We start from the raw sequence: 20,300 nt of genomic DNA on the forward strand, positions 1-20,300 counted from the left end.
CTCGCCCCGGAGAATCTCATGAACCGCCCCGTCCGCCAGATTCCCGCCAGGCGCCCGCAGCAGCCCAACCCCTGGCACCGCTGGGCAGCGCGCTACGGCGCCCCCGCCGCCGCAACCGCACTGGCACTTGCCTGGCTGGCCGACACCGGCTCCCCGGGCCAGGGTGCGCTCGTCGCCACCCTCGCCATCGCCGCCTTCATGGTCTTCACCTCCACCATGCCCGCCACGCCCCGCCGGGCCACCCGGGCGACCGAGCGCAAGATTCGCGCGGCCCGCATCACCGTGGTCGACGCCGACCCCGGCGACGGCACCCCCGGCGACGTCTACGAGATGCAGGTTCACGGCGTGAGCGTCCTCGTGCGGCTGCGCACGGACCCCAACGGCCAGCCCGTGCCCTACGTCCACGTCGAGCACCGCGCGCGCCCCCGCGTCCTGCTCGTCGAGATCGACAATCAGGGCGAGCGCATCCACCCCTGAACCCACCTCCCGCCCCCGGCCGGGGCGAGCACACCGCCCCGGCCGCGCCTCCCAAGGAACCAAACCTTGCTGACAGCGCTCATCGGCCGCTGGGACACCGACGGCACGCTCACCATCACCGGGTCGGAGCAGCTCGACGAGGAAGACCAGGCAGCGCTCGATTTCCTGGTCGAGCGGGCCGCCGACTACGACGGCGCCGACTGGGTCTGCACGTTCCCCGCCAACAGGCACACGGAAGCCGTCCAGCTCGCGTACGAGCAGTTCATCCGCGGCGAGGACGCCGAACTCGTCGACGACGTCTGGGGACACACGCCCACCACCTGGTAGCCAGCCGGCGGGCAGCAGGTCGGCCACCGGCGCATGTTCGCGACATCCGTGGAGTTGCCCCCTCGCCATGGATGCTGTAACTTATTTGATGAAGCGGGCGGCGCCCGACTCCCACCTCCCTCCGCACACCGCTCCCCAGGGACGTACTCCGATGAGCCACTCTCCGGCCGCCCTTCCGACCGAAATCTTCGCCATCCGCACCCGGTGGGGGTTGAAGACCTTCGTGAACCGGGGCGCGCTGACCACGTTTCTCGCCTCGAACCCCGGCACCGAAGTCCTGCGCGCGGAAATCCAGTTCACGCCCGTCGACGCAGCGGAGTTCACGCGCCCGGTCCGGGTCTACCGTGTCAATCTGCGCTACCAGATCCGTCGTCCGAACCGCACCCTGGAGCGGGAGATCGCGGGGCCGGCCTTCGAGATCTGCACCGCGAAGCCGTCCAGACTCCCCCGGCTGGTCATCGAGGCCGCAAAGCGCGCGTACCCCGAAATCCCCTCCGATTCATGGTTCGTGGCCACCCGCCGGGTCGCCGCCGACGTCGAGCTCTGGGGCTCCGAGGGCACCAGCCGCCAGGTCAAGGACTTCACGCCCCCGACCGTGTAGTTCCCGGCGCCGAGCAGGCCACCACGAGCGGCCACAACCCCCAGCCCCGTCCTCGTACCGCCCCTCCCGCCCGTTCAACGGCGGCGCCGCCGACCTCCGGGGCGCAGCGCCAGCGGGTTGGACGGCGGCAGACCACCAATCACAGAAGGATCAGCACATGACCACCTGCCCCGCCCACCCGGCCCTGACCGGCCTGATCGCAGCCTGGGAAGCCTGCCGTGAGGAGACGGACCGGGCCGGCCTGGCCGTGCTCGCCACGGCCATGCCCGGCGCCGCTCCGGGCACCGCACCCGCTACGCTCCTGGCCCCGGCCCCCGGCGGTGGCCGGATCACCATCCAGCTGGAGCGGGGTATCGCGGCCACTCTCACCGCCGAGCGCATGCCCGTCGCCGCCGTCCAGGCGCTCGTGGACCACGGCGGCCGGCCCGGCTGGTTCAGCTGCCTCGTCACCACCGGCGGCGAGTACACCGAGCAGCTCGCCGACGCGGACCCGGACGAGTACGGCGAGCCCAGCCCCTACGACGACCGGGAGGACACCGTCCGGGTCCGCCCGGACGGCACCGCCGACCTTCGTCTCCACGGCATTGGGCTGCGGGCCGCCGTGGACGCCCTCCAGGCCAGCGCCCGGGTGTTCGCCGCAGGGACCGCTCCTGTCCCCGTCCCCGCCGACCCGGGGCGCTCCTGATGGACACCGGTGCTCTCTTCGCCCCGGCCACCGTGGGCTTTGCGCTCCGGCCGCGCGCTGCTCTCCGGCTGGAGCGCACCTCGACCGCTCTCCAGGCCGCCGGCCTCGGTCTGCTGATCGGCATCGCCGGAACGCTGACGGCCCATCTCGCGCCGACCGTGCCCTGGTGGCCCTGGTGGTCGCTCGGGGCGGCGGTGGCCGTCTGGGCCGCCATCCGCTGGGCCCGGCTGAAGGTGGCATGGCGGTGGTCCGGGTTCAGCCTCACCGGCACCGATCTGTGGGTCCGCACAGGGCTGTGGAGCCGCCACCTCGAGAGCCTGGCGTACGGCCGGATCCAGACCATCACCGTCTCCGCCGGCCCGTTGCAGCGCCGCTTCGGGCTGGCCACCGTAACCGTGGCCACCGGCTCCTACTAAGCGCTGGTGGTCGAGCACGTCGGAGCCGAACAGGCCGAGGCGATCAGGGCGCAGCTCGCCGAGGCATCCCGGGCGGGGCAGGTGCCGCTGTGAGCGAGGAAACCGTCCTGCTGCAGGGCCGGCTGCACCCCTTCACCCCGTGGCGCCGCACCTGGGCGGCGGCAACCGGGGCGGTCACCTTCCTCTTCCGCGACTCCAGCACCTGGATCGACGAGGTCGTCAAGCTCCCCGCCTGGAGCCTGGCCCTGGCCGCCGCCGTCATCACCCTGCTCGCGGCCGGCTACGGCTTCCCTCCTGGTGCCGCGCCACGTGGCGTCTGACCGCCCGTGCACTCGACGTCCACGCCGGCATCCTGTTCCGCAGCCGCCGGCGGTTCGAGCTCGGCCACATCCAGGAGGTGGACATCCACTGGCCCCTGATCGGGCGGCTCATCGGCGTCTGTACTCTGCGGGTGTCCGTCGCCGGATCCAGCGCCCGCCTCGCCTACCTCGGCGCCGAGCAGGCCCAGCTGCTGCGGGCGGAGATCCGGCGCCACATGGCGGCGCCCGCCGGCCAGCAGGTCTCGCGGCCGGCGTTTACGGGAGAGCTCCTGTCGGTGCCCGGCCGCATGCTCGCCCAGGCGATCCTCCTGGACGCCCGCACCATGACCCGCGTGCTGAAGGCCGTGGCCCTGGGCTTCGTCCCCTACCTCCTCCTCGGGGAGCCTCTCGCGCTGCTGTCGCTCGCCGGCTCGCTCGGCTGGGTCTGGCGGATGACGGCCGGACGCTGGCCGGCCTTGTACGGCTGGACCGTGACGGCACTGCAGGGCGGCTACCGGATCGACCACGGGATGTTGGAGCGCCAGCACACCACGCTGCGGCACGAGCGGATCCAGGCGGTGCTCATCACCCAGCCCGTGCTCTGGCGTCGGCGTGACTGGGTCACCGTCTCGGTGGCGCTCCCCGGCCAGGCCGGACTGACCACGCTCGCCCCGGTGGCCACCCGCCACCAGGCCGAGGACCTCGTGGAGCGCCTGTGGGGCGCGACGGCGGTGGAGGCCGTCCGGACCCGGGCCCCCGCCCCGCAGCGGGCGCGGTGGGTGACGGCGCGCAGCCGCGTGCTGTCAGCCGTCGTACTCCCCGGATACGCCGCCGTCCGCCGGGGGTTGTTCCTGCGCAGCGTGGTGCACGTATGGCCGACAGCCAAGGTCCAGCAGGTCGCGGTGGAGCAGGGCCCCTGGCAGCGGCGGTGGGGGCTGGCCTCGGTCGACATCGCAGCCTCCGGCGGGCCCCACCCCGTGGCCCGCCACCGTGACGCTGGCGAGGCGGCGCAGCTGGCCGAGGCGCTGCGGGCCGAGAGCCGCCGCGGGCCCACCGCAGTGGCCCGCGGGTGAGCCTCCGAGTCTCCGGGCCGCGCTTCCGGCCGGCGGAGGCAGTGCGGGTTCACCGGGTGCAGGAGGGGGAGGAGCGTCAGGCCAGCCATCCAGGTTGCACAACATCCACAGCTGCTGTAACTTATATGTCATGCAGTCGCTCCCCTCCTTCCGCAGCCTCGCCGGGCGCCAAGGCCCGGGGACCGCCCTCCGCTGAGAGCGGCCCCGGGCCCGAGGACCGAACGCCGGTCCGCCCGAGCGAGGAGCCCACTCTGACCGACACCCGCCTGACCTGGCTGCCCAACCTCGTCCACCTCGACGATCTCGGCCCCTACCCCGCCCAGACCAGCGAACTGACCTGGAAGGGCTTCGCCTGTCCGCGCTTCACCCTGGAGACGGCCCGCGCCATCGCCGCCGACACCCAGCGCGCAGCCTCCCAGTTGGACGACCCCAGCTCGTGGCAGAGCGTGCACGTCGTGGGGGACCGCGTCGAGATCCGCTCGGCCGCACAGACCCCTGCCAGCGCCTCGACGGTCGCCAAGGTACTGGAGGCCGACAGCGACGGCCTGTTCCACATCGGCAGCAACTCCTGGGTGTGGAGCGAGCTCGACGACAGGAACTCGTCGCAGACGGCCGAGCAGCTGCGCCAGATGCGCCGCACCGCCTACCCCGTCACCGGGCCGGAGCGCTGGTGCGTCACCTTCGCCGACTACGGCTGGCGCATGGTCCTGCTGGGCGTCCTGCCCGAGATCGTGCACGACTGGGACGACGACCTCTTCGCCGACTTCTACACCGCGCAGTACACCGAGGCGATCAGCTCCTACACCCTCACCGCCGACAGCGCCGCCGAGGCGTACGCGGCCGCACGTCGGCACTTTGGGGCCGAGCGCGCCGGAATCGACCCCGCCGCCACGGTCATGCCGCTCGCCTTCCCCTTCCATGAGATCAACTCCACCGCCTGACCACAGCCGGGGCACCGGCGGTCCATGCCGCCGGTGCCCCCACCCGAAGCAACCTCCGCTCCCGAGCATCCGAGGAACCACATGCCCACCGAGCTCCCGTCCGCCCTGCTCGCCCACCTCCGCCGCGCCAGCACCGACCCGCAGGGACGGCTCCCGGCCGGCATCCGCCGCCACGGCCGCGGCGTGCTGCTGGAGGCCGGTCTCGCCTACGCAGAGGACGGCGACGGATACCGCCTCGAACCCAGCGACCCCCGCGCACTGTTCGGCGGCCTGCTGACCATCACACCGGAAGGCCGCCGGGCCGCCCTCACGCCGCCGCAGCTCACCGCCCTCACCGTGGGCGTCAGCGACGACGGCACGCTCAACGGCAGGACCCACTGGCAGACCATCCACAGCCTCGCCGCGCTCGGGCTCGTCGAGACCAGCAACCCCACTGGCGAGCGCCTCCTCGCCCGCCGCACCAGCCTCGGCGACACCGTGGCAGCCCTGCCCACCCCCTGAGCGCCGCCCGCCGCCCGGGCCGTCACCATCCGCCCCGCCGTCCACAGAACACCGGCGAGTTGCTCTCCTTGCTCGCCCCGGCGGATCGCACCTGGCTCCGTGCGCCTTCATCCGCCCGGTCCCCGCCGGATGCCAGGGCGGATCACTCACTCACGACCGACACGCGGACGGCCAGATCGTCGAGCCCGACGGCTGAGCCCCAGCCGCCCCGCGCCCACGAACCCCAGCCCACCCGAAGGAAACACGATGAGCATCCCCGTACCCATGCGTTGCGTCCGCCAGCCCCGTGCAGGCGGGCGCGTGATCCCCTGGACCACCGTCCAGACCTCGCCCCGGCTGTTCCTCGGCCTGCCCGGCACCGAGCACGGCGTGACCGCCGCCTTCGGCGCACTCGACAGCGCCCGCCAGGCCGCCGCGGTGACCGGCCGGCTCTGCCAGGTCTGCGGCCAGGCACTGGAGCACCTCAGCGTCTACCTGCTGCGGTCCGCCGACATCGCCAACGGCCACACCGTCGAACCCGCTCTGCATCTTGGCTGCTACGCCTACAGCCGCCGCGCCTGCCCCACCCTCAACGGCGGCTCCGACCACTACCGCCGCACCTCCCTCAACCTGCGGACCGTCCAGGACGACACCACCGGCGGTACCTGGAAGCAGCCGGCCGCCGACCCCGACCGGGCCGGGCACGCCCACGAGACCTGGGACGCCTGGTACGTGCCGGCGGACCAGTACCGCGTGCACCACGGCGACAACGGATCCGTCGGACTGAGCTTGGAGGGCGTGAAGCCGTTGCGCGCCGTCCGGGTACGCAACGCCGCCCTGCCCCCGGACGCCGTCGCGCTCCTGGCCGCGCTCGCCGACCTCTTCGGCACGGGCGCGCCCGCAGACCGCGGGGCCTGCCCCCGCACCCATTCATAGATTGCACAACACCTATAGATGCTGTAACTTATTACTTGAAAGGTCCGCCTCTGACACGGAGCACACCTATGACGACGCCCTCCTCCACCCCGTCGGACACCCTGGTTCTGAGCCTCCTCGACAGTGACTCGTCGATACCGGAGTCCCTGGACAGTCGCTACTGGGAGATTCGGAAGACAACTGGGCCGGGGGGCCCGGCTGCCGTCCTGGCCGCCCTCGAAGAGCTCGCCGCCCACGGCGAGTCCCCCTCCGAAGAGCGGCTGTCCGCACGCATGGCGGACGCCCGCCTCGCGGCCGAGGCCGTCGGCCACGACCACTACATCAGCGCCCCAAGCACCACGCCGGGCACCGAAGGCAACCGGATCGCCCTCGACCGGGTCGATCTGCGCCGCCGTGTGTTCGCACTCGGCCGTGACCACGTCGAACTCCGCCCGGACGGTGCGCTGACGCTGCGCTACCGGGGCGGCGGCACCAGCACCTACCACCCGGTGACCGTCGCCGAGCTGGAGCAGTTCATGGACGGCAACCGGCGGCGGATGGAAGAGGTTGCCGCCCTCGGCGAGCGGGTACGCGTCGTTCTCCGGCAGGCAGACCCCGCCGTTGCCGTCGCGTCGCGCCGGTCCCCGGTCGCCTCGGGCGTCGACGTCCACGTGGGCGGTGGCACAGTCAGCGTGTTCTGGTGGTCGGCCACCTGGGAGGAACAGCTCGCGGACCGCGCTCCGGGCCAGCCGTGGGCCAACGGTCTGCGCGACCAGGTCGCCGCTCTGCTGCTCGCCGACGGCATCCGCACCGAGCCCGACCGCGACGCGCTCAAGGTCATCGCCCCCTGACACACACGCGCCGCAGGCCCGCCCCGACACGGGGCGGGCCACCCCCGCCGACCCCGAGGAACACCAGATGTCCACCGCCGACACGATCAGCGACTTCATGCGCAGCATTCCGATCTGGAGCACGGTGACCGCGCAAGCGGTCCTCCTCACCATCAGCCTGGTCCGCGCGCACCGGCGGGCGAGGGCCCGCCGGGCCCGTGAAGCAGCCGCCAAGGCCCGTGCGGACCTCCAGTGGTGGGACGAGAAGAACCGGCTCCGGTACATGGGCCTCCTCAGCAACGAAGGCAGGCGGGACGAGCAGCTCCCGCGCCGTCGCCGCAGGGGGCGGTAGCCGCGCCGCCCGCCGGCGGCTTCTGTGGGTCGCCCCCGTCTGCGCTCTACCAACCCGATCAACTCCCGCTCGAAAGGGCTTTCATGAGCAACGCCTGGATGAACGTCACGATCACGGGTGACGCCGGCTACGTACGGATGCACACCTCGACCAACGACGACCGGGACCTGGGCTACCCCTCCGGCGACGCCCGTTGGACGGACGAGTTCCGCCCCACCGAGCAGCAGCCCGACGCGCTGGCCCGCGCCCTCGCCCTGGCCGGCACCTCACGGACCGGCATCAGCGGGATCGTCGTCACCGTCCACGTCAACGGCCAGCAGGTCTAGCCCCGGGCGCCACCACCTCACCGAACCCGCGCACACCCCTACCCCGGCCGGCCCGCACCACAGCCGGCGCCTACCCTCTCGCAAGGAGCAACCCATGGGCGACCGCTCGCCGCTCCAGTGCTGGGTGCACCAGGCCGAACCGGCCGACCACCCCGCCATCCTGGAGATCCTGGCCGACCACAAACTCAACACCGACGCCCCGGCCCAGGCCGCGGGCAGCCTCGCGCTCGGCATCCGCTACATGCACCTCGAAGCGCTGCTCGGCAGCTCGGACGCTCTCGCCGCCGAACTGCAGCGCTCCGCGCCCAGCGCCGTCTTCGAGCTCTGGCAGGACCCGTACCCGCCTACTGCCGACGGGCACTACGTCGGTCACGTTCCCGGGACCGGAACTCACGAGGGGGCCTGCAACGAAGCCGGCGAACTCCTCATCCCGGTACGGGAGGTGCGGGAGATCCTCGGCGCGGCCCCGGCTGGGCTCACCGTCGAGATGTGGCTGGCCACCGAGGGACGCAAGCACCTCGGCACCGCGGTTCTCGCGCAGCTCGCGGCATTCGAGCGCCGGTGGTAACCCGGGAGCCGAACGGGCCCGGCCCGGTGCGGAGCAGCGCCGCTCCCGTGTCCGACACCGTTCTGCTGGACTGTCTGCGCCTGGGCATCCAGAGCGGGCGGGCTGTGCGGACCGCGCGCCGGGCCGCCCGCCGGGAGCCGCCCGGCCCCAAGCAGAGGGCCGCTCACCGCCGGCTCCGGGCGGCCGGCCGCAGGGTCCGCCACGACGACGAGGCCTGGCGCAGGGCCTGGCAGGCACTCCACGGCACCCGCTTCCACGGCCCGGCAGCCACTGCCTCCACCACGTTCCTCGCCCGCCTCGGCGCGGACCCGCAGGCGCTGATCCGCCGCGCCGACGCCGTGCTGGTGCACACCTCGGCCGGGAAGGATTCGGTCGTGGCCCTGCACCGGACCGTCATGGCGGCCAAGGCGGCCGGCTGCCTGGACAAGGTCGTCGTCGTGCACGCCGACCTCGGACCCGGCACCGAGTGGCCGGGGGTGCGCGAGCTCGCCCAGCGCCAGGCCGAGCGGTACGGGCTGCGGTTCGTGGTCGTCGCGGCCGCGGGCGGGTTCCTCGGCATGGTCGAGGCCCGTGGAATGTGGCCCGACGCCGCGCGCAGGCTGTGGTGTGTTAACTGCACTAACCGCTTCCGATCATGGAGCGACACGCTCTCCACCTGCAAGGAACGTTGTGCAGCAAGACCTCCACCGCCAGCTGATCGAGGGGCGGGCCAATGTGCCCCGGATCGGGTCCGTCACCAAGATCGAGTCCATACCCGGGTACGCCGTCCTGGACGCTGACGGCAACGTCGTCGCCCCGGTCGCCCCATACCTGCTCGGCCTGGTCCTAGACGACAACCGGCCGCTGACCGCCAAGAGCTACGCCTATGACCTGCTGAGATGGTTCCGGGTGCTCTGGCACCTCGATGTCGACTGGGACCGCGCGACCGAGGCCGAAACCACCGCGATGGTCGGCTGGCTGCGCGTCGCCCCGAACCCGCAGCGCCGCCGCAGCAACCCCGACTCCCCGCCGCCCGGGTCGGTGAACCCGCGCACCGGCAAGCCCTACCTCAAGGCCGGCTACGCGCCCACCACCATCAACCACTGCCTGACCGTCGTCAGCAGCTTCTACGCCTACCACCGGCACTACAACCGAGGCCCGCTGGTCAACCCGGTCCCGGAGTCGGCGCCGGTGCGCCGGACCGCGCCCAGCAAGAGCCCGGACAGCCCGCGCACGCCGTTCCGCCGCTCACGCCTTCGCCAGAAGGTCCCCAAGACCGCTCCGCGCTCGATCCCCGACTCGCTCTGGGACGAGTTCTTCGGGGCGATGACCTGCGACCGGGACCGCGCCGCCGTCCTGCTCTACGTCTCCAGCGGCGCCCGCGCCAGCGAACTGCTCGGCGTCCGGCCCTGCGACATCGACTGGGCCAAGCAGCTGTTCTGGGTCGTCACCAAGGGCACCGACGACCGCGAACAGGTCCCGGCCAGCCCCCAGGCCCTCATCATCCTGGCCGCCTACCTCGACACGATCGGCCTGCCGCCGGCCACCGAGCCGGTCCTGCGCACCCGCCGGGGCCCGGACCGGCCGCTGACCTACTGGGCGATGCGCCGGGTGATCCAGCGCGCCAACGAGAAGCTCGGCACGAACTGGACCTTGCATGACCTGCGGCACACCGCCGCCAAGCGCATGGCCAACGACCCCAGCCTCACTCTCGCCCAGGTCCGCGCGATCCTGCGGCACTCCGACTTGGCCACCACCGGCATCTACCTGAACGAGCGCGTCGAGGACCTCTTCGACGCCCTCCAGGCCCACTACAACCGGCCCCGCGTCCAGCGGACCTTCGCCCCCGGCTACGACCCTGAGGACATGAAGGCGGTGTTCGGTGGCTAACCGCGGAGTCCTCGCCGAGACCTACACCACCCGCAACCGGCGCCAGAACTACGACGAGATGCCGCGCACGCCGGAGCCGACGCGCTTCACCAGCGCCATGGTCAAGGCCGCCCCGGCACCCCGGCCCGACAAGCCCCCGGCCCCGGTCGGCGACTGGTCGACCGCCGGCACGGAAGAGGTCGCCGACTTGGTCCGCGACATCAGCCCGACCCGCACCCGGCACGGAGCAATCAAGCTCGCAGCCGGCGTCCGGGTGCTGTTCGGCCACCTTGAGACCCTGCCCGGCGCCACCTGGCAGGAGCGCTGGGAGAACAGCGGCTTCAACGTCGAGAAGGCCCCGCCGGTCAACATCCTGGGCCGTCCCGGGATCGGTTACGACGGCAGCAACGCGACGGCGGCGCTCAGGGCGGTGTTCTCCGCCCGGATCATCCAGCCCTCACTGGCCGGATTCCGGGCCAACCGGTTCGCCGGCTACCCCGAGACGTTCCGGAAGATCCAGAACGACCCCCTCGTCGACGCCTACTACGCGGCCGTCGACGCCCAGCTCCAGATCAGCGAGGTCCACCGCAACCGGGCCAAGTTCGACGTCGCCTGCGCGCTCACCACCCAGGGAATCGACCTGGCCGACCTGACCCCGTCCGCGCTGCTGCACTATTCGCTGGAGTGCAAGCGCCTGGGGGTGACGCCGGGCGCCAACAACGACACCACCCGCTTCTCCGCGCTCGCCGCCTGGGAGATCCTCCACAAGATCGGCCACTTCCCGGCCGGCACCGCGCCCACCCTGCGGACGTTCATCTACAACGGCCAGCGCACCGTCGAGGAACTCGTCGGCCGCTACCGCTTCGCCAACGCCGACGTCCGCCAGCTCCTGGTCGACTACCTCACCCGCCGCCGGGCCGACACCGACTACAACACCCTGGAGGGCCTCGCCCGCAACATCGCCGGGCAGTTCTGGGACGTCGTCGAGGAGCTCAACCCCGGCCAGAAGGACCTGGCCCTCAGCCCGGAGCTCTACGACCAGTGGCGGGCGGAGATCCAGTACTGGCGCAAGAACGGCCGCACCGACTACACCCGTCGGCGCAAGGATGTCGCCTCCGTCCTGCTGGCCGTCCGCGGTCTCTACATGGACCTGCACAGCTGGGCCGTCGCCGAGCCCGAACGCTGGGCCCACTGGGTCGCGCCCTGCCCGATCCTGCCCCGCGACCTCAAGGGCTTCGGCAAACGCCGACGTGACGTCAACCGGCGCATGGCCGACCGCACCCGCGTCCGCCAGCCCCTGCTGCCCGTCCTGGTCCGCCACCTGGAGGACCGGTTCGAGCACCTGGCCGGCCTGCTGGACGCCGCCCGCACTCTCCCGCTCGGCCAGACGTTCACCCACAACGGCCACCGCTACAGCCGCTCCGACTCCCGCGAGGACCGGCGCCGCGCGAAGATCCTGACCGATCCAGCCGTCCGCGTCGTCGACCACGCCACCGGCGAGACGATCAACCTCACCCTCGTTGAGGACGCCGCGTTCTGGGAGTGGGCCGCCGTCGAAGTGCTCCGGCACAGCGGCATCCGGGTCGAGGAGCTCACCGAGCTCACCCACCTGAGCATCCGTCAATACGAGCGCCCCAACGGCGAGGTCATCGCCCTGCTGGTCGTCGCCCCGTCCAAGAGCGAACGCGAGCGGGTCATCCCAATGTCTGCCGAGCTGTTCCACGTCATCGCCCAGATCATCCGCCGCCACACCAGGGGCGGTCGGCCCATCCAGCTCCTCACCCGCTACGACGGGCACGAGAAGACCTGGTCAGAGCCCATGCCGTTCCTCTTCCAGCGCCGACTGGGGACGGTCTTGAACGTCATCTCGCCGGCCACCGTCCTGCACATGATCGGCCGCAGCTGCGAGGAAATCGCCGCCACCAACCCCGCGTTCGAGGACACCAAGTTCACCCCGCACGACTTCCGCCGACTGTTCGCCACCGAGATCGTCAACGGCGGACTGCCGATCCACATCGGCGCCGCCCTGCTCGGCCACCTCAACCTGCAGACCACCCAGGGCTATGTCGCGGTCTTCGCCGAAGACGTCGTGAAGTCGTTCCAGGAGTTCCTCAACAACCGCCGGTCCATGCGGCCGGAGGAGGAGTACGCCGACGTCACGGCGGAGGAGTGGGCGGAGTTCGAGGAGCACTTCGACCGGCGCAAGGTCGAGCTCGGCAACTGCGCGCGCCCCTACGGATCGCCCTGCCAGCACGAACACGCCTGCATCCGCTGCCCCGTCCTGCAGGTCAACCCCAAGATGCTGCCCCGCCTCGCGGAGATCGAGACAGACCTCATCCTGCGGCGCAAGCGCGCCGAGGAAGAGCAGTGGCTCGGGGAGATCGAGGGCATCGACCTGACCCTGACCTTCGTCCGCGCCAAGCAAGCCGACGCCGCCCGCCTCACCCGCCGAACCACCGTCACGCTCGGCATGCCCACCAGCCGACCGGGCTCCACCCCACCGGATGTCACCATGAGCAACTGACAGATCGCGAAGTGCGCTCTTCAAATGCGCTGGGCCCCGCCCTTCGGGCGGGGCCCAGCCACGAAGCCGCTGCGTCAGGCGACGGTGACGGTGATCTCACTGGAGATGCTCGGCTTGAACGGCACGTGGTACTGATCGACGATTTCCGCGCGAAGCGTGTGCTGCCCGGGGGCGAGCACGAATTCCGCCGTCGTCTCGGCCTTGCTGAGGTTGACGACAGCGGGGGTGGCGAGGACGGCGCCCGGCTCGACACGCGAGGTCGGGACCGGCTGGTCACTGCGGAAGGCCGGAGCGTCGATCGCCACCACCAGGTGACCGGTGTGTGGCGTCTGATCGCCCGCAGGCTTGAGCCCCATGCCCTCGACGCCGAGCTTGACGGTGAACGTCTTCTCGACCGTTGCCCCGGCAGCGGGCGAGACGAAGAAGACCTGAGCGCCCTCCGGGGCCTGCCGCGATTTCAGTGCATCCACCATCAGATGTTTCCGACCTTCCCTCATGGGCCGGCGTGGTCGCCGGCGATCACTCACGACTCATCGTGGCGACCATCGGCGCGAACAAGCAGGGAAGGTCTCGATCTTCACCCGTTGGGGTGAATTTGTATCGTTCGGCTTGCGCACCCCCTCCTCTCAGCGGACTGAAGCACACCTTGACTTAGTGCAGAGAAGTACCTCCACGCTGAAGCGCGACGCCAGCGCGCACCTGTACACGGAGATCGCCACCGCGCTCGGCCTCGACAGCCAGGCCCTGCTCCTGTCGGTGTACGGGGTGCGCGGCGGCGAGTCCCGCACCCGGGCCCTCAAGCCGGTGCTGGACATCGACACCCGCGCCAGCAGTGGACGGCGCCTGGTCCTGACCTGGAACATCATCCACGGCCTCAGCAGCGACGAGGTCTGGCGGGAGATCCGTGACCAGGGTCTGGAGTACCACCCGGTCTACGACTGCGGGCTCGACCGCCTTTCGTGCGTGTACTGCGTGATCGCGCCGGAGGCCGCTCTCATCCTGGCCACCAGGGCCTGTTTCGCCCTCGGCCTCACCGCTCCCGAGGTCTACACCGACCTGGAGCGCCGGATCGGGCACACCTTCAAGCCTGGGGTCACCCTGGGCGGGATCGTCGCCGCCGCCCGCATGATCGACGCCCTCGACGGGCCGCTCGCCTGGGACCGGGGCGACGCAATCCGCCGGCACCTCGGCGAGGACGCCGCCGAGCAGTGGCGCGACAACCTCGCTCTCGCAACCTGACCACGGCCGCACCGACGCCGGCCTGGCACCGCCCTGAGGAATCCCGTGCCACCCACACCGCACGTCCACCGCCAGCCCGTCCCGTCGCCGGGCGACCCGGCCGCCGCGCACCTGCTCCTGCAGGCGGGCGAGCTCATCGACCTGACCGGCGATCCGCTGCAGCCCGGCCCCCGCTGCGCCACCTGCGAGGGCTTCGACCTCGGCGACACCTGCCCCATGGCCCTGACCTGTCCGACCTGCCTGGCCGTTCCCGGCCGGCGCTGCCGCCGCCCCAGCGGCCACACCGCTCCCGGGACCCACGTGGCCCGCCTCAAGGCCGCCGATCTCGCCGACGACGAGCGAGAGGCGGCCGGTGACCCGACCCTGCCCGCGCGCTGGGCTCCCGAGCCCACCGACCACGAATAGTGAGCACCATGACCAGCACCGACACCCCCGGGGCCGGGGACCTCGGCACGTACGAGTTCGCCACCGAAGCGCTGCTCGACCCGACCGCCGTCTGCCTGCCCTGCCTGTGCTTCAACGATCGCACCGTGCCGGCAACGCTGCGCATCCGCGACGTCAAGAGCGGCGAGGCCATGACGGCCTGCGTCGACTGCGACGCCGACGGAGTGGCCGCGGAGTCGCTCGCGCACTGCCTCGACCAGATGGCCAAGCCCTTCCGGCTCACCAGCGACGGCTCCGAGTGACCGGCTGCCGGGCCCCGGCCCACAGGCAGCCTGCGGGCCGGCCGGACCGGCGGGCACCCCGCCCGGGGCCGGGCCGCGGTGTCGCCGCTCCGGCGCCTCCTCGGCCCGCCCCCGCGTGCGGGAGCGGGCCATCGTGACCGGCGGCCGACCGCACGTCGACGGCCGCCACGGTCCGGCCGCCGTACCGCCCTCGCCCGAAGGCCTAGACGCCCTGGCGCCGGCGACCGGCCCCGCAACAGCCGACCGACCCGCAGGTCGCGCCGCGCTCCCACCCGCCGATGCTGCCGCGTTCGACGGACCGCGGTTCGCCGAGGCGATCGCCCGCGCATGGTGGAGCGGTGGCGGCGGGGCCCGGACCGACATCCCCCTGGGCATCGTCGCCACCCTCGCCCTGTGGCCCATCAAGACCGACGGCGCCGGCCACGCTCCCGCGCTGGCCGCGTTCATCACCCGGCAGCCCGCCGTACGGTGGCCCGCGACGGTCGGCCAGGTCGCGGCCTGGCACTGGGTCCGCCGTCCGGACCTGATGGAGACGGCCCTGCCACTGCTGAGCTGGGCCGAGGAAGAGCACCTGGCTGCAACCGTCGGCGCGGCCAAGGCAGTGGCGGACGCCGCCCTGCGCAGCGGGATCCTCGGAGCCACCGGCCACCGCGACCCCTACCTTCGGTCCCGCGTCGACGTCATGTTCTGGGCGCTCAACGGGCTGCGGCACAGCGCCGAGCGCGCTCCACGCGGCGAGTACCAGACGCCGGCCCACATCGGCGACCTCATCGCCAGGATGCTCACCGACTCCGCGCCGGCTGCGGACCGCACCGTCGGCGAACTCGCTGCCGGCACCGGCGGCCTGGCCCGCGCGGCGGCCCAGGCCATGCGGGAACAGGGCGAGGACCCTCACCAGCACACCTGGCACCTCCAGGAGCTCGACCCGCTGGCGGCGGCAGCGGCAGCGGTGAACGCCCTGGTGTGGGACCTCGGCCCTGGGGCCACGGTGACGTGCTCGGACACCCTTCGCGCCGGAGACCGGCACACCGCCGCCCTCGACAGCCGGCAGTCCGCCGCCAGGCACCGCGACCGTGTGCTCGCGTCCGCCCGGACCATCGCGGCCCAGGAGAGCGCCCTGCGACACCTCGGCCGCAATGCCGGCGAGCACGACCAACCGTGAGTTGCCCACAGTCATCATGTGCTGTAACTTATTTCTGGCTCGCTGCGCCGCCCGACTTACCCCCGCCGCAGCACGAAGGAGGTCCAGACCAGTGCCAGTGCCCCCGAACGACGACCTCGACCCCTACCCGCACTTCACCCAGCCCCAGCTTCACCCGGTCGCCGATTCCCCCTGGCTCGGCCTGACCGTCGGCGGCCCCCACCGCAGCCGATCCACCGTCGAACGCGTCTACGCGACTCCCTTCGGCGTGGAGGTGGCCCTCTGCCTCCACCGGGCGGACGTCTTCGACACGCTGCGCCTGGAGGTCACCGACATGCTCTCGACCGACGAGCACCCGGCCGCCCAGCGCACGGCCTACCTCCGCAACTACCGGCGACTCCTCGCCCTCCACGGTGCCGTAGCCGAGCGCAAGGCGACCCGGCGCACGCACCTCGCCATCCAGCGCCGGTCCGCCTTCTACACGCAGTTCCAGCACGCCAAGATCTATGTGGAAGCCGCCCTTCTGGAGCGGGTGCAGACCGGAGACCGGGTCGTGAGCAACCTCGGCATCCAGATGACCGTGACCGATCCCGAGGTCAAGCGGGACCGGCTCTGGGGCTGGCGCACCCACATGCGGGTCAAACTCACCCCTCAGTTCACCAGGACGTGGGGCTGGGAGGACGACCAGAGCACGTGGCACATCGGCCACGAAGGCTGGGGACTGCTCCCCACCCTCGACCTCGTCTGACGTCGAGGAAGCCTCGGCGGCGCAGCGCCACCGTGCTACCTCCCTTGCTGCGCGCACCGCAGGCCGCCCAGGGCCGGGCCGCGGGCCGGCCCCCGCCCGGAGCGCTTCGCGGCCGCCGACACCCGCCATGGCCGGAGTCGCCCCGCCCGCCCGGGCCTTCACGAACAGGCCGACCGGGCGAGAACGGGCCCGGATCGAAGACACCACTGGAGACGCCATGGACACCTGTGCGATGTGCGGCGGAACCGATCTGCGCCCCTACACGATCGTCCCCCCGCCGCCCCCGAAGCAGAAGCAGATCCCCGAAACCGGGGTGCTGTGCCAGCGCTGCCGCCTCTACCAGCCGCGCAGCGGCAAGCACCACGACCCAGCTCCCGGGCCGCTCGACCACTGACACCCCGGCCCCGATGGCCCCAGCTGAGCGCCCCGTGCAGGCGGCGCCCAGCACCTTCCCGCCCGGCCCCGGCCACCCGGGCACCATCCCGCGCGCTCCGCCCAGGCCGACACCGCCCGCAGGTGCGCCGGCCACGATGCCCGCCGCACCGAAGGAGACCTTCACCATGCCCGCTCCCGATCCGTCCGACCTGCCCGCCGAGATCACCGCGCTCCCCCGCGACCCCCGCAACGGCCTGCCGATCCCCGCTGTGAACCGCTTCGGCGACAGCCACGACTTCACGACCGTGAACGGCGCGGAAGCACTGCGCCTGGGTGCCGAGCGCTGCTGCGGCGTGTGCACCCGCCCGCTGGCCGAACTCGTCGCCTTCATCGGCGGCACCAAGGCCGCCGAGGCCCGGACCTTCAGCGACCCCCCGATGCACCCCGCGTGCGCCGAGGCCGCCATCACCCTGTGCCCGCACATCGCCCGCTCCCACGCCCGGCGGGCGAGCGAGCGGAGGGCGGTCTCCAACCCGCTCAAGCCGACCACCGCCTCCGGGTGGAGCGAGGACAAGCCCGAACTGTGGATCATCGGGCTGACCCGGCACTACCGGATCGAGATCCGCCCCACCGCGGACGGGGACAGGGTCGCCGTGTTCGTGGCCCACCCGTTCACGAACCAGCGCACCTTCGGCTACGACAGCGCGGGCCGCATCGCCGAACAGCGGTGACCGACGAGCCGCGGCCGGCCCGGCAACGCGCGGGACCCCCCGTGCTGGGCCGGCGCGGCCGTTCCCGCAGGGCGCCGGCAACACCCGCGCCGTGCGGCCTCCCACTCCAACTTCCGAAAGGCACCATGCCAACGCCCAACCCCGCACCGAGCTTCCGGTTCTGGCTCGGTACCCACCACGCGTCCTGGCTCTCCACGGCGAGCGTCCCGCTGTTCGTCTCCAGCCGCACCCTCGCCCCGCGCAAGAGCTTCCCCGAGGCGACCGTCCCGTACGCGATCGACAGCGCCGGGTACACCGAGCTGTCGCTGTACGGCGAGTGGCGCACCTCCCCCGCGGAGTACGTCCGCCTGCTGCGCCGCTACCGCGACGAGATGGGCCCGATGGCGTGGGCCTCCTCGCAGGACTACATGAACGAGCCCGACGTCCTGGCCAAGACCGGGATGACCGTGCAGCAGCACCAGGCCCTGACCATCGAGCGGTTCCTGGAGCTGCGCACCCTCGACGCCGACCTGCCGATCGTCCCGGTTCTGCAGGGCTGGACCGCGCCGAGCTACCGGCGGCACCTGGACGCCTACCTCGCCGCCGGCGTCGACCTCACCCGCGAGCCGCTCGTCGGCGTCGGCAGCATCTGCCGCCGCACCGGTTCGGTCGGGATCAGCCTGCTGCTCGAGGACCTCACACATCAGGGCATTCGCGTGCACGCCTTCGGAGCCAAGTCCGCCGGCCTGCGGCTGCTCCCGGCCCCGGGCATCGCCAGCGCCGACAGTCTCGCCTGGTCCTACGGGGGCCGTTACGAGCGCGGCTGCTCGGCGGGACACAAGACGGAGGCCAACTGCATCCACGAGGCCATGCGATGGCGCGAGAGGTATCTCGACGGTCTGCCCTGGGCCGCACCCGACACATCCGGGGCCGTGGCGTGAGCGCCGTTCCGCCTTCACCGGAGATCGCGGCCGCAGGGCGGGCCGACGGCTGGTCCCAGCGCTGGCGGGACAACAGCCCCCGCTGGGTCCACACCTCGCAGGGCGGCTTCGACCCGCGGCGCTACGAGGTCGTCGAGCTCCCCGAAGCCCCCGCCCGCTCCTTCGTCGCCCGCCACCACTACCTCGCAGGCTGGCCGGCCACAGTCCACCGTTTCGGACTCCTCGACCTCCGGGCGGTGCCCGACGCGCACGCCATCACCGTCCAGGGGCACAGCCTCGTCGGCGTCGTCGTCCTGGGCAGCCCGATGAACGACCGGGTCCTGACCAACGTCTTCCCCGACCTCGAACCGTTCGTCCAGAGCCTTGATATGAGCCGCATCTGCCTGGACGACACCGTCCCCGGAAACGGCGAGAGCTGGACCGTCACCCGCTCCCTGCACCTGGCCGCCGGCCGCGGGATCCGGGGCGTGGTCACCTTCGCCGACCCCGAACCCCAGCTTCGCCGCCTCGCCGACGGCACCGTCCTCGGATCCCCGACCGGTCACCTGGGGATCATGTACCAGGCCCTCAACGCCCGCTTCACGGGCCGCGCCACGCCCCGCACCCTCACCCTCCTGCCGGACGGCACCATCCTCACGGCGCGCAGCACAGCCAAGATCATCGGCCAGGAGAGCGGGGCCGCCGCCGTCGCGCGACGTCTCCACGAACTTGGCGCCACCCCGGCCACCGCCGGACAGGACCCCCGAGCCTGGCTGCGCGGCGCGCTCGCCGAGATCGGGGCACGGCGCCGCCGGCACCCCGGCACCTACCGCTACGCCCTGCGGGCCGGCCGAACCAGGGCCGAGCGCACCCGTACCCGCATCGCCCTGGCCGCCCTGCCCTACCCCAAGCACCACACCCCCAGCGGCTTACCCGATCGGTAATTGCAAAACGACAGTTGATGCTGTAACTTATTAATCACCTTGCCACCCATGAGCCAGGCCGCGCGGCCTGCGCAGGCGCCGACCACGCGATCCCCACCGGGAGACAGGCATGAGCTCCGCACACCGCAATCCGTATTACCCCTACGCCTCCCGGGAGGAACGGGACGCCGTGCACGCCATCGGCAGAACGGCTGCCGAGGAAGCCGCCAGGGTGCGCGCGAAGCTCGGGCGCGATCCGATCATCCACTACATCAAGGAAGCGGACCGCCTCCTGGGCCGGACGACGTGCTGCCACGTCAGGCTGGATGACTTGTCTGGGTACGACTTCGGGTCGCACCAGCGGTGGCGCTGTACGTGCCCGGAGGTCAGCGCCCGCAGGAAGGCCGCGGACCGTCGGCCGTGACCGGCCTCCGCCCCGAAGCCGCCCAATACGAACAGAAGGAGCGTCAGCCATGAGCTTCACCCTCTCGGACCTCCACGCCGCCGTCACCAAGGGCACCGCGATGACCGCCGGCGCAGCGGAGCAGACGATCACGGATGACCCGTTCCCGTCCTTCCGCACCACGATCCTGGCGTACCTCATCGCCCCCGCCAGCGACTGGAAGGACCGTGAGAGCAACGCCGCGCGGCTCCTGGCCGACCACGGCGACCCGTCGTTCACCTACGACCAGGTCAGCGAGGCGGTCAATCGGGCGGTCGACGACACCGCCCGCCACGAACACCACGGGGCCAACGATCGCGACTCTCTCTTCGTCAACGCCGTCCTGACCCTCTTGAACGAGCCGCAGGCGCAGCTGGCGGACATCGCCGCCTCGGCCTACGGCCAGGACCCCGACACCATCCGCTCCTGGGCGCGCAACGCCGCCTGAGCAGAC

Annotated in this window: 29 protein-coding genes; 28 read left to right on the top strand and 1 reads right to left on the bottom strand. The window is 72.1% G+C overall.

The window, feature by feature from the left end; all coding sequences use genetic code 11:
* Positions 1–18: 18 nt before the first annotated feature.
* The 17 genes from BI06_RS00330 (at position 19) to BI06_RS55005 (ending at position 12,662) form a co-directional block, all read left to right on the top strand.
* Positions 19–477, top strand: coding sequence for a hypothetical protein (locus BI06_RS00330; RefSeq protein WP_043463525.1), 459 nt, complete (start codon positions 19–21; stop codon positions 475–477).
* A gap of 66 nt (positions 478–543) precedes the next feature.
* On the top strand, positions 544–804 hold the full coding sequence (locus tag BI06_RS00335; RefSeq protein ID WP_043463527.1) for a hypothetical protein: 261 nt from the start codon (positions 544–546) through the stop codon (positions 802–804).
* A 151-nt stretch (positions 805–955) separates the two neighbouring features.
* The gene (locus BI06_RS00340; protein ID WP_043463528.1) at positions 956–1,405 is read left to right on the top strand and encodes a hypothetical protein; all 450 of its coding nucleotides are present in this window, start codon (positions 956–958) and stop codon (positions 1,403–1,405) included.
* Positions 1,406–1,562: 157 nt separating this feature from the next.
* The gene (locus BI06_RS00345; RefSeq protein WP_043463530.1) at positions 1,563–2,090 is read left to right on the top strand and encodes a hypothetical protein; all 528 of its coding nucleotides are present in this window, start codon (positions 1,563–1,565) and stop codon (positions 2,088–2,090) included.
* On the top strand, positions 2,090–2,506 hold the full coding sequence (locus tag BI06_RS00350) for a PH domain-containing protein (protein WP_051740036.1): 417 nt from the start codon (positions 2,090–2,092) through the stop codon (positions 2,504–2,506). The genes BI06_RS00345 and BI06_RS00350 overlap by 1 nt, the downstream gene beginning before the upstream one ends.
* 89 nt (positions 2,507–2,595) lie before the next feature.
* Positions 2,596–2,826 (top strand): hypothetical protein, encoded by a 231-nt coding sequence (locus tag BI06_RS53035; RefSeq protein WP_043463531.1) that lies wholly within the window; start codon positions 2,596–2,598, stop codon positions 2,824–2,826.
* Positions 2,827–2,858: 32 nt separating this feature from the next.
* Positions 2,859–3,878 carry a PH domain-containing protein gene (locus BI06_RS00360; RefSeq protein WP_233289970.1) on the top strand — a complete coding sequence of 340 codons (1,020 nt, stop codon included), beginning with the start codon at positions 2,859–2,861 and terminating at the stop codon, positions 3,876–3,878.
* Between the two features lie 125 nt (positions 3,879–4,003).
* Positions 4,004–4,819 carry a hypothetical protein gene (locus tag BI06_RS00365; RefSeq protein ID WP_043463537.1) on the top strand — a complete coding sequence of 272 codons (816 nt, stop codon included), beginning with the start codon at positions 4,004–4,006 and terminating at the stop codon, positions 4,817–4,819.
* Between the two features lie 81 nt (positions 4,820–4,900).
* On the top strand, positions 4,901–5,320 hold the full coding sequence (locus BI06_RS00370) for a hypothetical protein (protein ID WP_051740037.1): 420 nt from the start codon (positions 4,901–4,903) through the stop codon (positions 5,318–5,320).
* Between the two features lie 246 nt (positions 5,321–5,566).
* On the top strand, positions 5,567–6,235 hold the full coding sequence (locus tag BI06_RS00375) for a hypothetical protein (RefSeq protein WP_149030196.1): 669 nt from the start codon (positions 5,567–5,569) through the stop codon (positions 6,233–6,235).
* 68 nt (positions 6,236–6,303) lie between these two features.
* Positions 6,304–7,065 (top strand): hypothetical protein, encoded by a 762-nt coding sequence (locus BI06_RS00380; protein ID WP_043463541.1) that lies wholly within the window; start codon positions 6,304–6,306, stop codon positions 7,063–7,065.
* 67 nt (positions 7,066–7,132) lie between these two features.
* The gene (locus BI06_RS00385; protein WP_043463544.1) at positions 7,133–7,396 is read left to right on the top strand and encodes a hypothetical protein; all 264 of its coding nucleotides are present in this window, start codon (positions 7,133–7,135) and stop codon (positions 7,394–7,396) included.
* An 83-nt stretch (positions 7,397–7,479) separates the two neighbouring features.
* A complete protein-coding gene (locus BI06_RS00390) occupies positions 7,480–7,722 on the top strand; it encodes a hypothetical protein (protein ID WP_043463547.1) in 243 nt (80 codons plus the stop codon).
* A gap of 94 nt (positions 7,723–7,816) precedes the next feature.
* A complete protein-coding gene (locus BI06_RS00395; RefSeq protein ID WP_043463550.1) occupies positions 7,817–8,290 on the top strand; it encodes a DUF3145 family protein in 474 nt (157 codons plus the stop codon).
* A gap of 47 nt (positions 8,291–8,337) precedes the next feature.
* Positions 8,338–9,069, top strand: a complete 732-nt coding sequence (locus BI06_RS52215; RefSeq protein WP_199523216.1) for a hypothetical protein — start codon at positions 8,338–8,340, stop codon at positions 9,067–9,069.
* Positions 8,960–10,159 carry a site-specific integrase gene (locus BI06_RS00405; protein WP_082558155.1) on the top strand — a complete coding sequence of 400 codons (1,200 nt, stop codon included), beginning with the start codon at positions 8,960–8,962 and terminating at the stop codon, positions 10,157–10,159. The genes BI06_RS52215 and BI06_RS00405 overlap by 110 nt, the downstream gene beginning before the upstream one ends.
* Positions 10,152–12,662: a site-specific integrase gene (locus BI06_RS55005; RefSeq protein ID WP_304440867.1), complete on the top strand. Its 2,511-nt coding sequence runs from the start codon at positions 10,152–10,154 to the stop codon at positions 12,660–12,662. Before BI06_RS00405 ends, BI06_RS55005 begins: the two co-directional genes overlap by 8 nt.
* Before the next feature lie 74 nt (positions 12,663–12,736).
* Here BI06_RS55005 and BI06_RS00415 read toward each other — a convergent pair whose 3' ends face one another.
* Positions 12,737–13,135: a DUF4399 domain-containing protein gene (locus BI06_RS00415; RefSeq protein ID WP_043463557.1), complete on the bottom strand. Its 399-nt coding sequence runs from the start codon at positions 13,133–13,135 to the stop codon at positions 12,737–12,739.
* Between the two features lie 181 nt (positions 13,136–13,316).
* Here BI06_RS00415 and BI06_RS00420 point away from each other — a divergent pair, with 181 nt between their 5' ends.
* The 11 genes from BI06_RS00420 (at position 13,317) to BI06_RS00465 (ending at position 20,294) form a co-directional block, all read left to right on the top strand.
* Positions 13,317–13,901, top strand: a complete 585-nt coding sequence (locus BI06_RS00420) for a phosphoadenosine phosphosulfate reductase family protein (protein ID WP_051740039.1) — start codon at positions 13,317–13,319, stop codon at positions 13,899–13,901.
* A 45-nt stretch (positions 13,902–13,946) separates the two neighbouring features.
* Positions 13,947–14,306 carry a hypothetical protein gene (locus tag BI06_RS00425; RefSeq protein ID WP_033821033.1) on the top strand — a complete coding sequence of 120 codons (360 nt, stop codon included), beginning with the start codon at positions 13,947–13,949 and terminating at the stop codon, positions 14,304–14,306.
* Between the two features lie 8 nt (positions 14,307–14,314).
* On the top strand, positions 14,315–14,587 hold the full coding sequence (locus BI06_RS00430) for a hypothetical protein (protein WP_149030197.1): 273 nt from the start codon (positions 14,315–14,317) through the stop codon (positions 14,585–14,587).
* Between the two features lie 133 nt (positions 14,588–14,720).
* Positions 14,721–15,749: an N-6 DNA methylase gene (locus BI06_RS00435; protein WP_233289961.1), complete on the top strand. Its 1,029-nt coding sequence runs from the start codon at positions 14,721–14,723 to the stop codon at positions 15,747–15,749.
* 91 nt (positions 15,750–15,840) lie between these two features.
* The gene (locus BI06_RS00440; protein WP_149030198.1) at positions 15,841–16,476 is read left to right on the top strand and encodes a hypothetical protein; all 636 of its coding nucleotides are present in this window, start codon (positions 15,841–15,843) and stop codon (positions 16,474–16,476) included.
* A gap of 217 nt (positions 16,477–16,693) precedes the next feature.
* On the top strand, positions 16,694–16,870 hold the full coding sequence (locus BI06_RS50120) for a hypothetical protein (RefSeq protein ID WP_158516353.1): 177 nt from the start codon (positions 16,694–16,696) through the stop codon (positions 16,868–16,870).
* Between the two features lie 136 nt (positions 16,871–17,006).
* Positions 17,007–17,582, top strand: coding sequence for a hypothetical protein (locus BI06_RS00445; protein ID WP_051740040.1), 576 nt, complete (start codon positions 17,007–17,009; stop codon positions 17,580–17,582).
* A 125-nt stretch (positions 17,583–17,707) separates the two neighbouring features.
* Positions 17,708–18,502, top strand: coding sequence for a hypothetical protein (locus tag BI06_RS00450; RefSeq protein ID WP_043463568.1), 795 nt, complete (start codon positions 17,708–17,710; stop codon positions 18,500–18,502).
* On the top strand, positions 18,499–19,425 hold the full coding sequence (locus BI06_RS00455) for a hypothetical protein (protein ID WP_051740041.1): 927 nt from the start codon (positions 18,499–18,501) through the stop codon (positions 19,423–19,425). Before BI06_RS00450 ends, BI06_RS00455 begins: the two co-directional genes overlap by 4 nt.
* 109 nt (positions 19,426–19,534) lie before the next feature.
* Positions 19,535–19,828: a hypothetical protein gene (locus BI06_RS00460; protein WP_043463572.1), complete on the top strand. Its 294-nt coding sequence runs from the start codon at positions 19,535–19,537 to the stop codon at positions 19,826–19,828.
* Positions 19,829–19,877: 49 nt separating this feature from the next.
* Positions 19,878–20,294, top strand: a complete 417-nt coding sequence (locus BI06_RS00465) for a hypothetical protein (RefSeq protein WP_043463576.1) — start codon at positions 19,878–19,880, stop codon at positions 20,292–20,294.
* Positions 20,295–20,300 lie beyond the last annotated feature (6 nt).

Source organism: Kitasatospora sp. MBT66, from assembly GCF_000710405.2.
In the GTDB taxonomy this organism is placed as follows: Bacteria; Actinomycetota; Actinomycetes; order Streptomycetales; family Streptomycetaceae; genus Kitasatospora; species Kitasatospora purpeofusca.

Bases quoted from the DNA above. Each gene is read 5' to 3' on its own strand.
- BI06_RS00330 (WP_043463525.1), top strand. From the start codon at position 19: ATGAACCGCCCCGTCCGCCAGATTCCCGCCAGGCGCCCGCAGCAGCCC.
- BI06_RS00340 (WP_043463528.1), top strand. From the start codon at position 956: ATGAGCCACTCTCCGGCCGCCCTTCCGACCGAAATCTTCGCCATCCGC.
- BI06_RS00345 (WP_043463530.1), top strand. From the start codon at position 1,563: ATGACCACCTGCCCCGCCCACCCGGCCCTGACCGGCCTGATCGCAGCC.
- BI06_RS00350 (WP_051740036.1), top strand. From the start codon at position 2,090: ATGGACACCGGTGCTCTCTTCGCCCCGGCCACCGTGGGCTTTGCGCTC.
- BI06_RS00365 (WP_043463537.1), top strand. From the start codon at position 4,004: ATGTCATGCAGTCGCTCCCCTCCTTCCGCAGCCTCGCCGGGCGCCAAG.
- BI06_RS00370 (WP_051740037.1), top strand. From the start codon at position 4,901: ATGCCCACCGAGCTCCCGTCCGCCCTGCTCGCCCACCTCCGCCGCGCC.
- BI06_RS00375 (WP_149030196.1), top strand. From the start codon at position 5,567: ATGAGCATCCCCGTACCCATGCGTTGCGTCCGCCAGCCCCGTGCAGGC.
- BI06_RS00380 (WP_043463541.1), top strand. From the start codon at position 6,304: ATGACGACGCCCTCCTCCACCCCGTCGGACACCCTGGTTCTGAGCCTC.
- BI06_RS00385 (WP_043463544.1), top strand. From the start codon at position 7,133: ATGTCCACCGCCGACACGATCAGCGACTTCATGCGCAGCATTCCGATC.
- BI06_RS00390 (WP_043463547.1), top strand. From the start codon at position 7,480: ATGAGCAACGCCTGGATGAACGTCACGATCACGGGTGACGCCGGCTAC.
- BI06_RS00395 (WP_043463550.1), top strand. From the start codon at position 7,817: ATGGGCGACCGCTCGCCGCTCCAGTGCTGGGTGCACCAGGCCGAACCG.
- BI06_RS00415 (WP_043463557.1), bottom strand. From the start codon at position 13,135: ATGGTGGATGCACTGAAATCGCGGCAGGCCCCGGAGGGCGCTCAGGTC.
- BI06_RS00430 (WP_149030197.1), top strand. From the start codon at position 14,315: ATGACCAGCACCGACACCCCCGGGGCCGGGGACCTCGGCACGTACGAG.
- BI06_RS50120 (WP_158516353.1), top strand. From the start codon at position 16,694: ATGGACACCTGTGCGATGTGCGGCGGAACCGATCTGCGCCCCTACACG.
- BI06_RS00445 (WP_051740040.1), top strand. From the start codon at position 17,007: ATGCCCGCCGCACCGAAGGAGACCTTCACCATGCCCGCTCCCGATCCG.
- BI06_RS00450 (WP_043463568.1), top strand. From the start codon at position 17,708: ATGCCAACGCCCAACCCCGCACCGAGCTTCCGGTTCTGGCTCGGTACC.
- BI06_RS00460 (WP_043463572.1), top strand. From the start codon at position 19,535: ATGAGCTCCGCACACCGCAATCCGTATTACCCCTACGCCTCCCGGGAG.
- BI06_RS00465 (WP_043463576.1), top strand. From the start codon at position 19,878: ATGAGCTTCACCCTCTCGGACCTCCACGCCGCCGTCACCAAGGGCACC.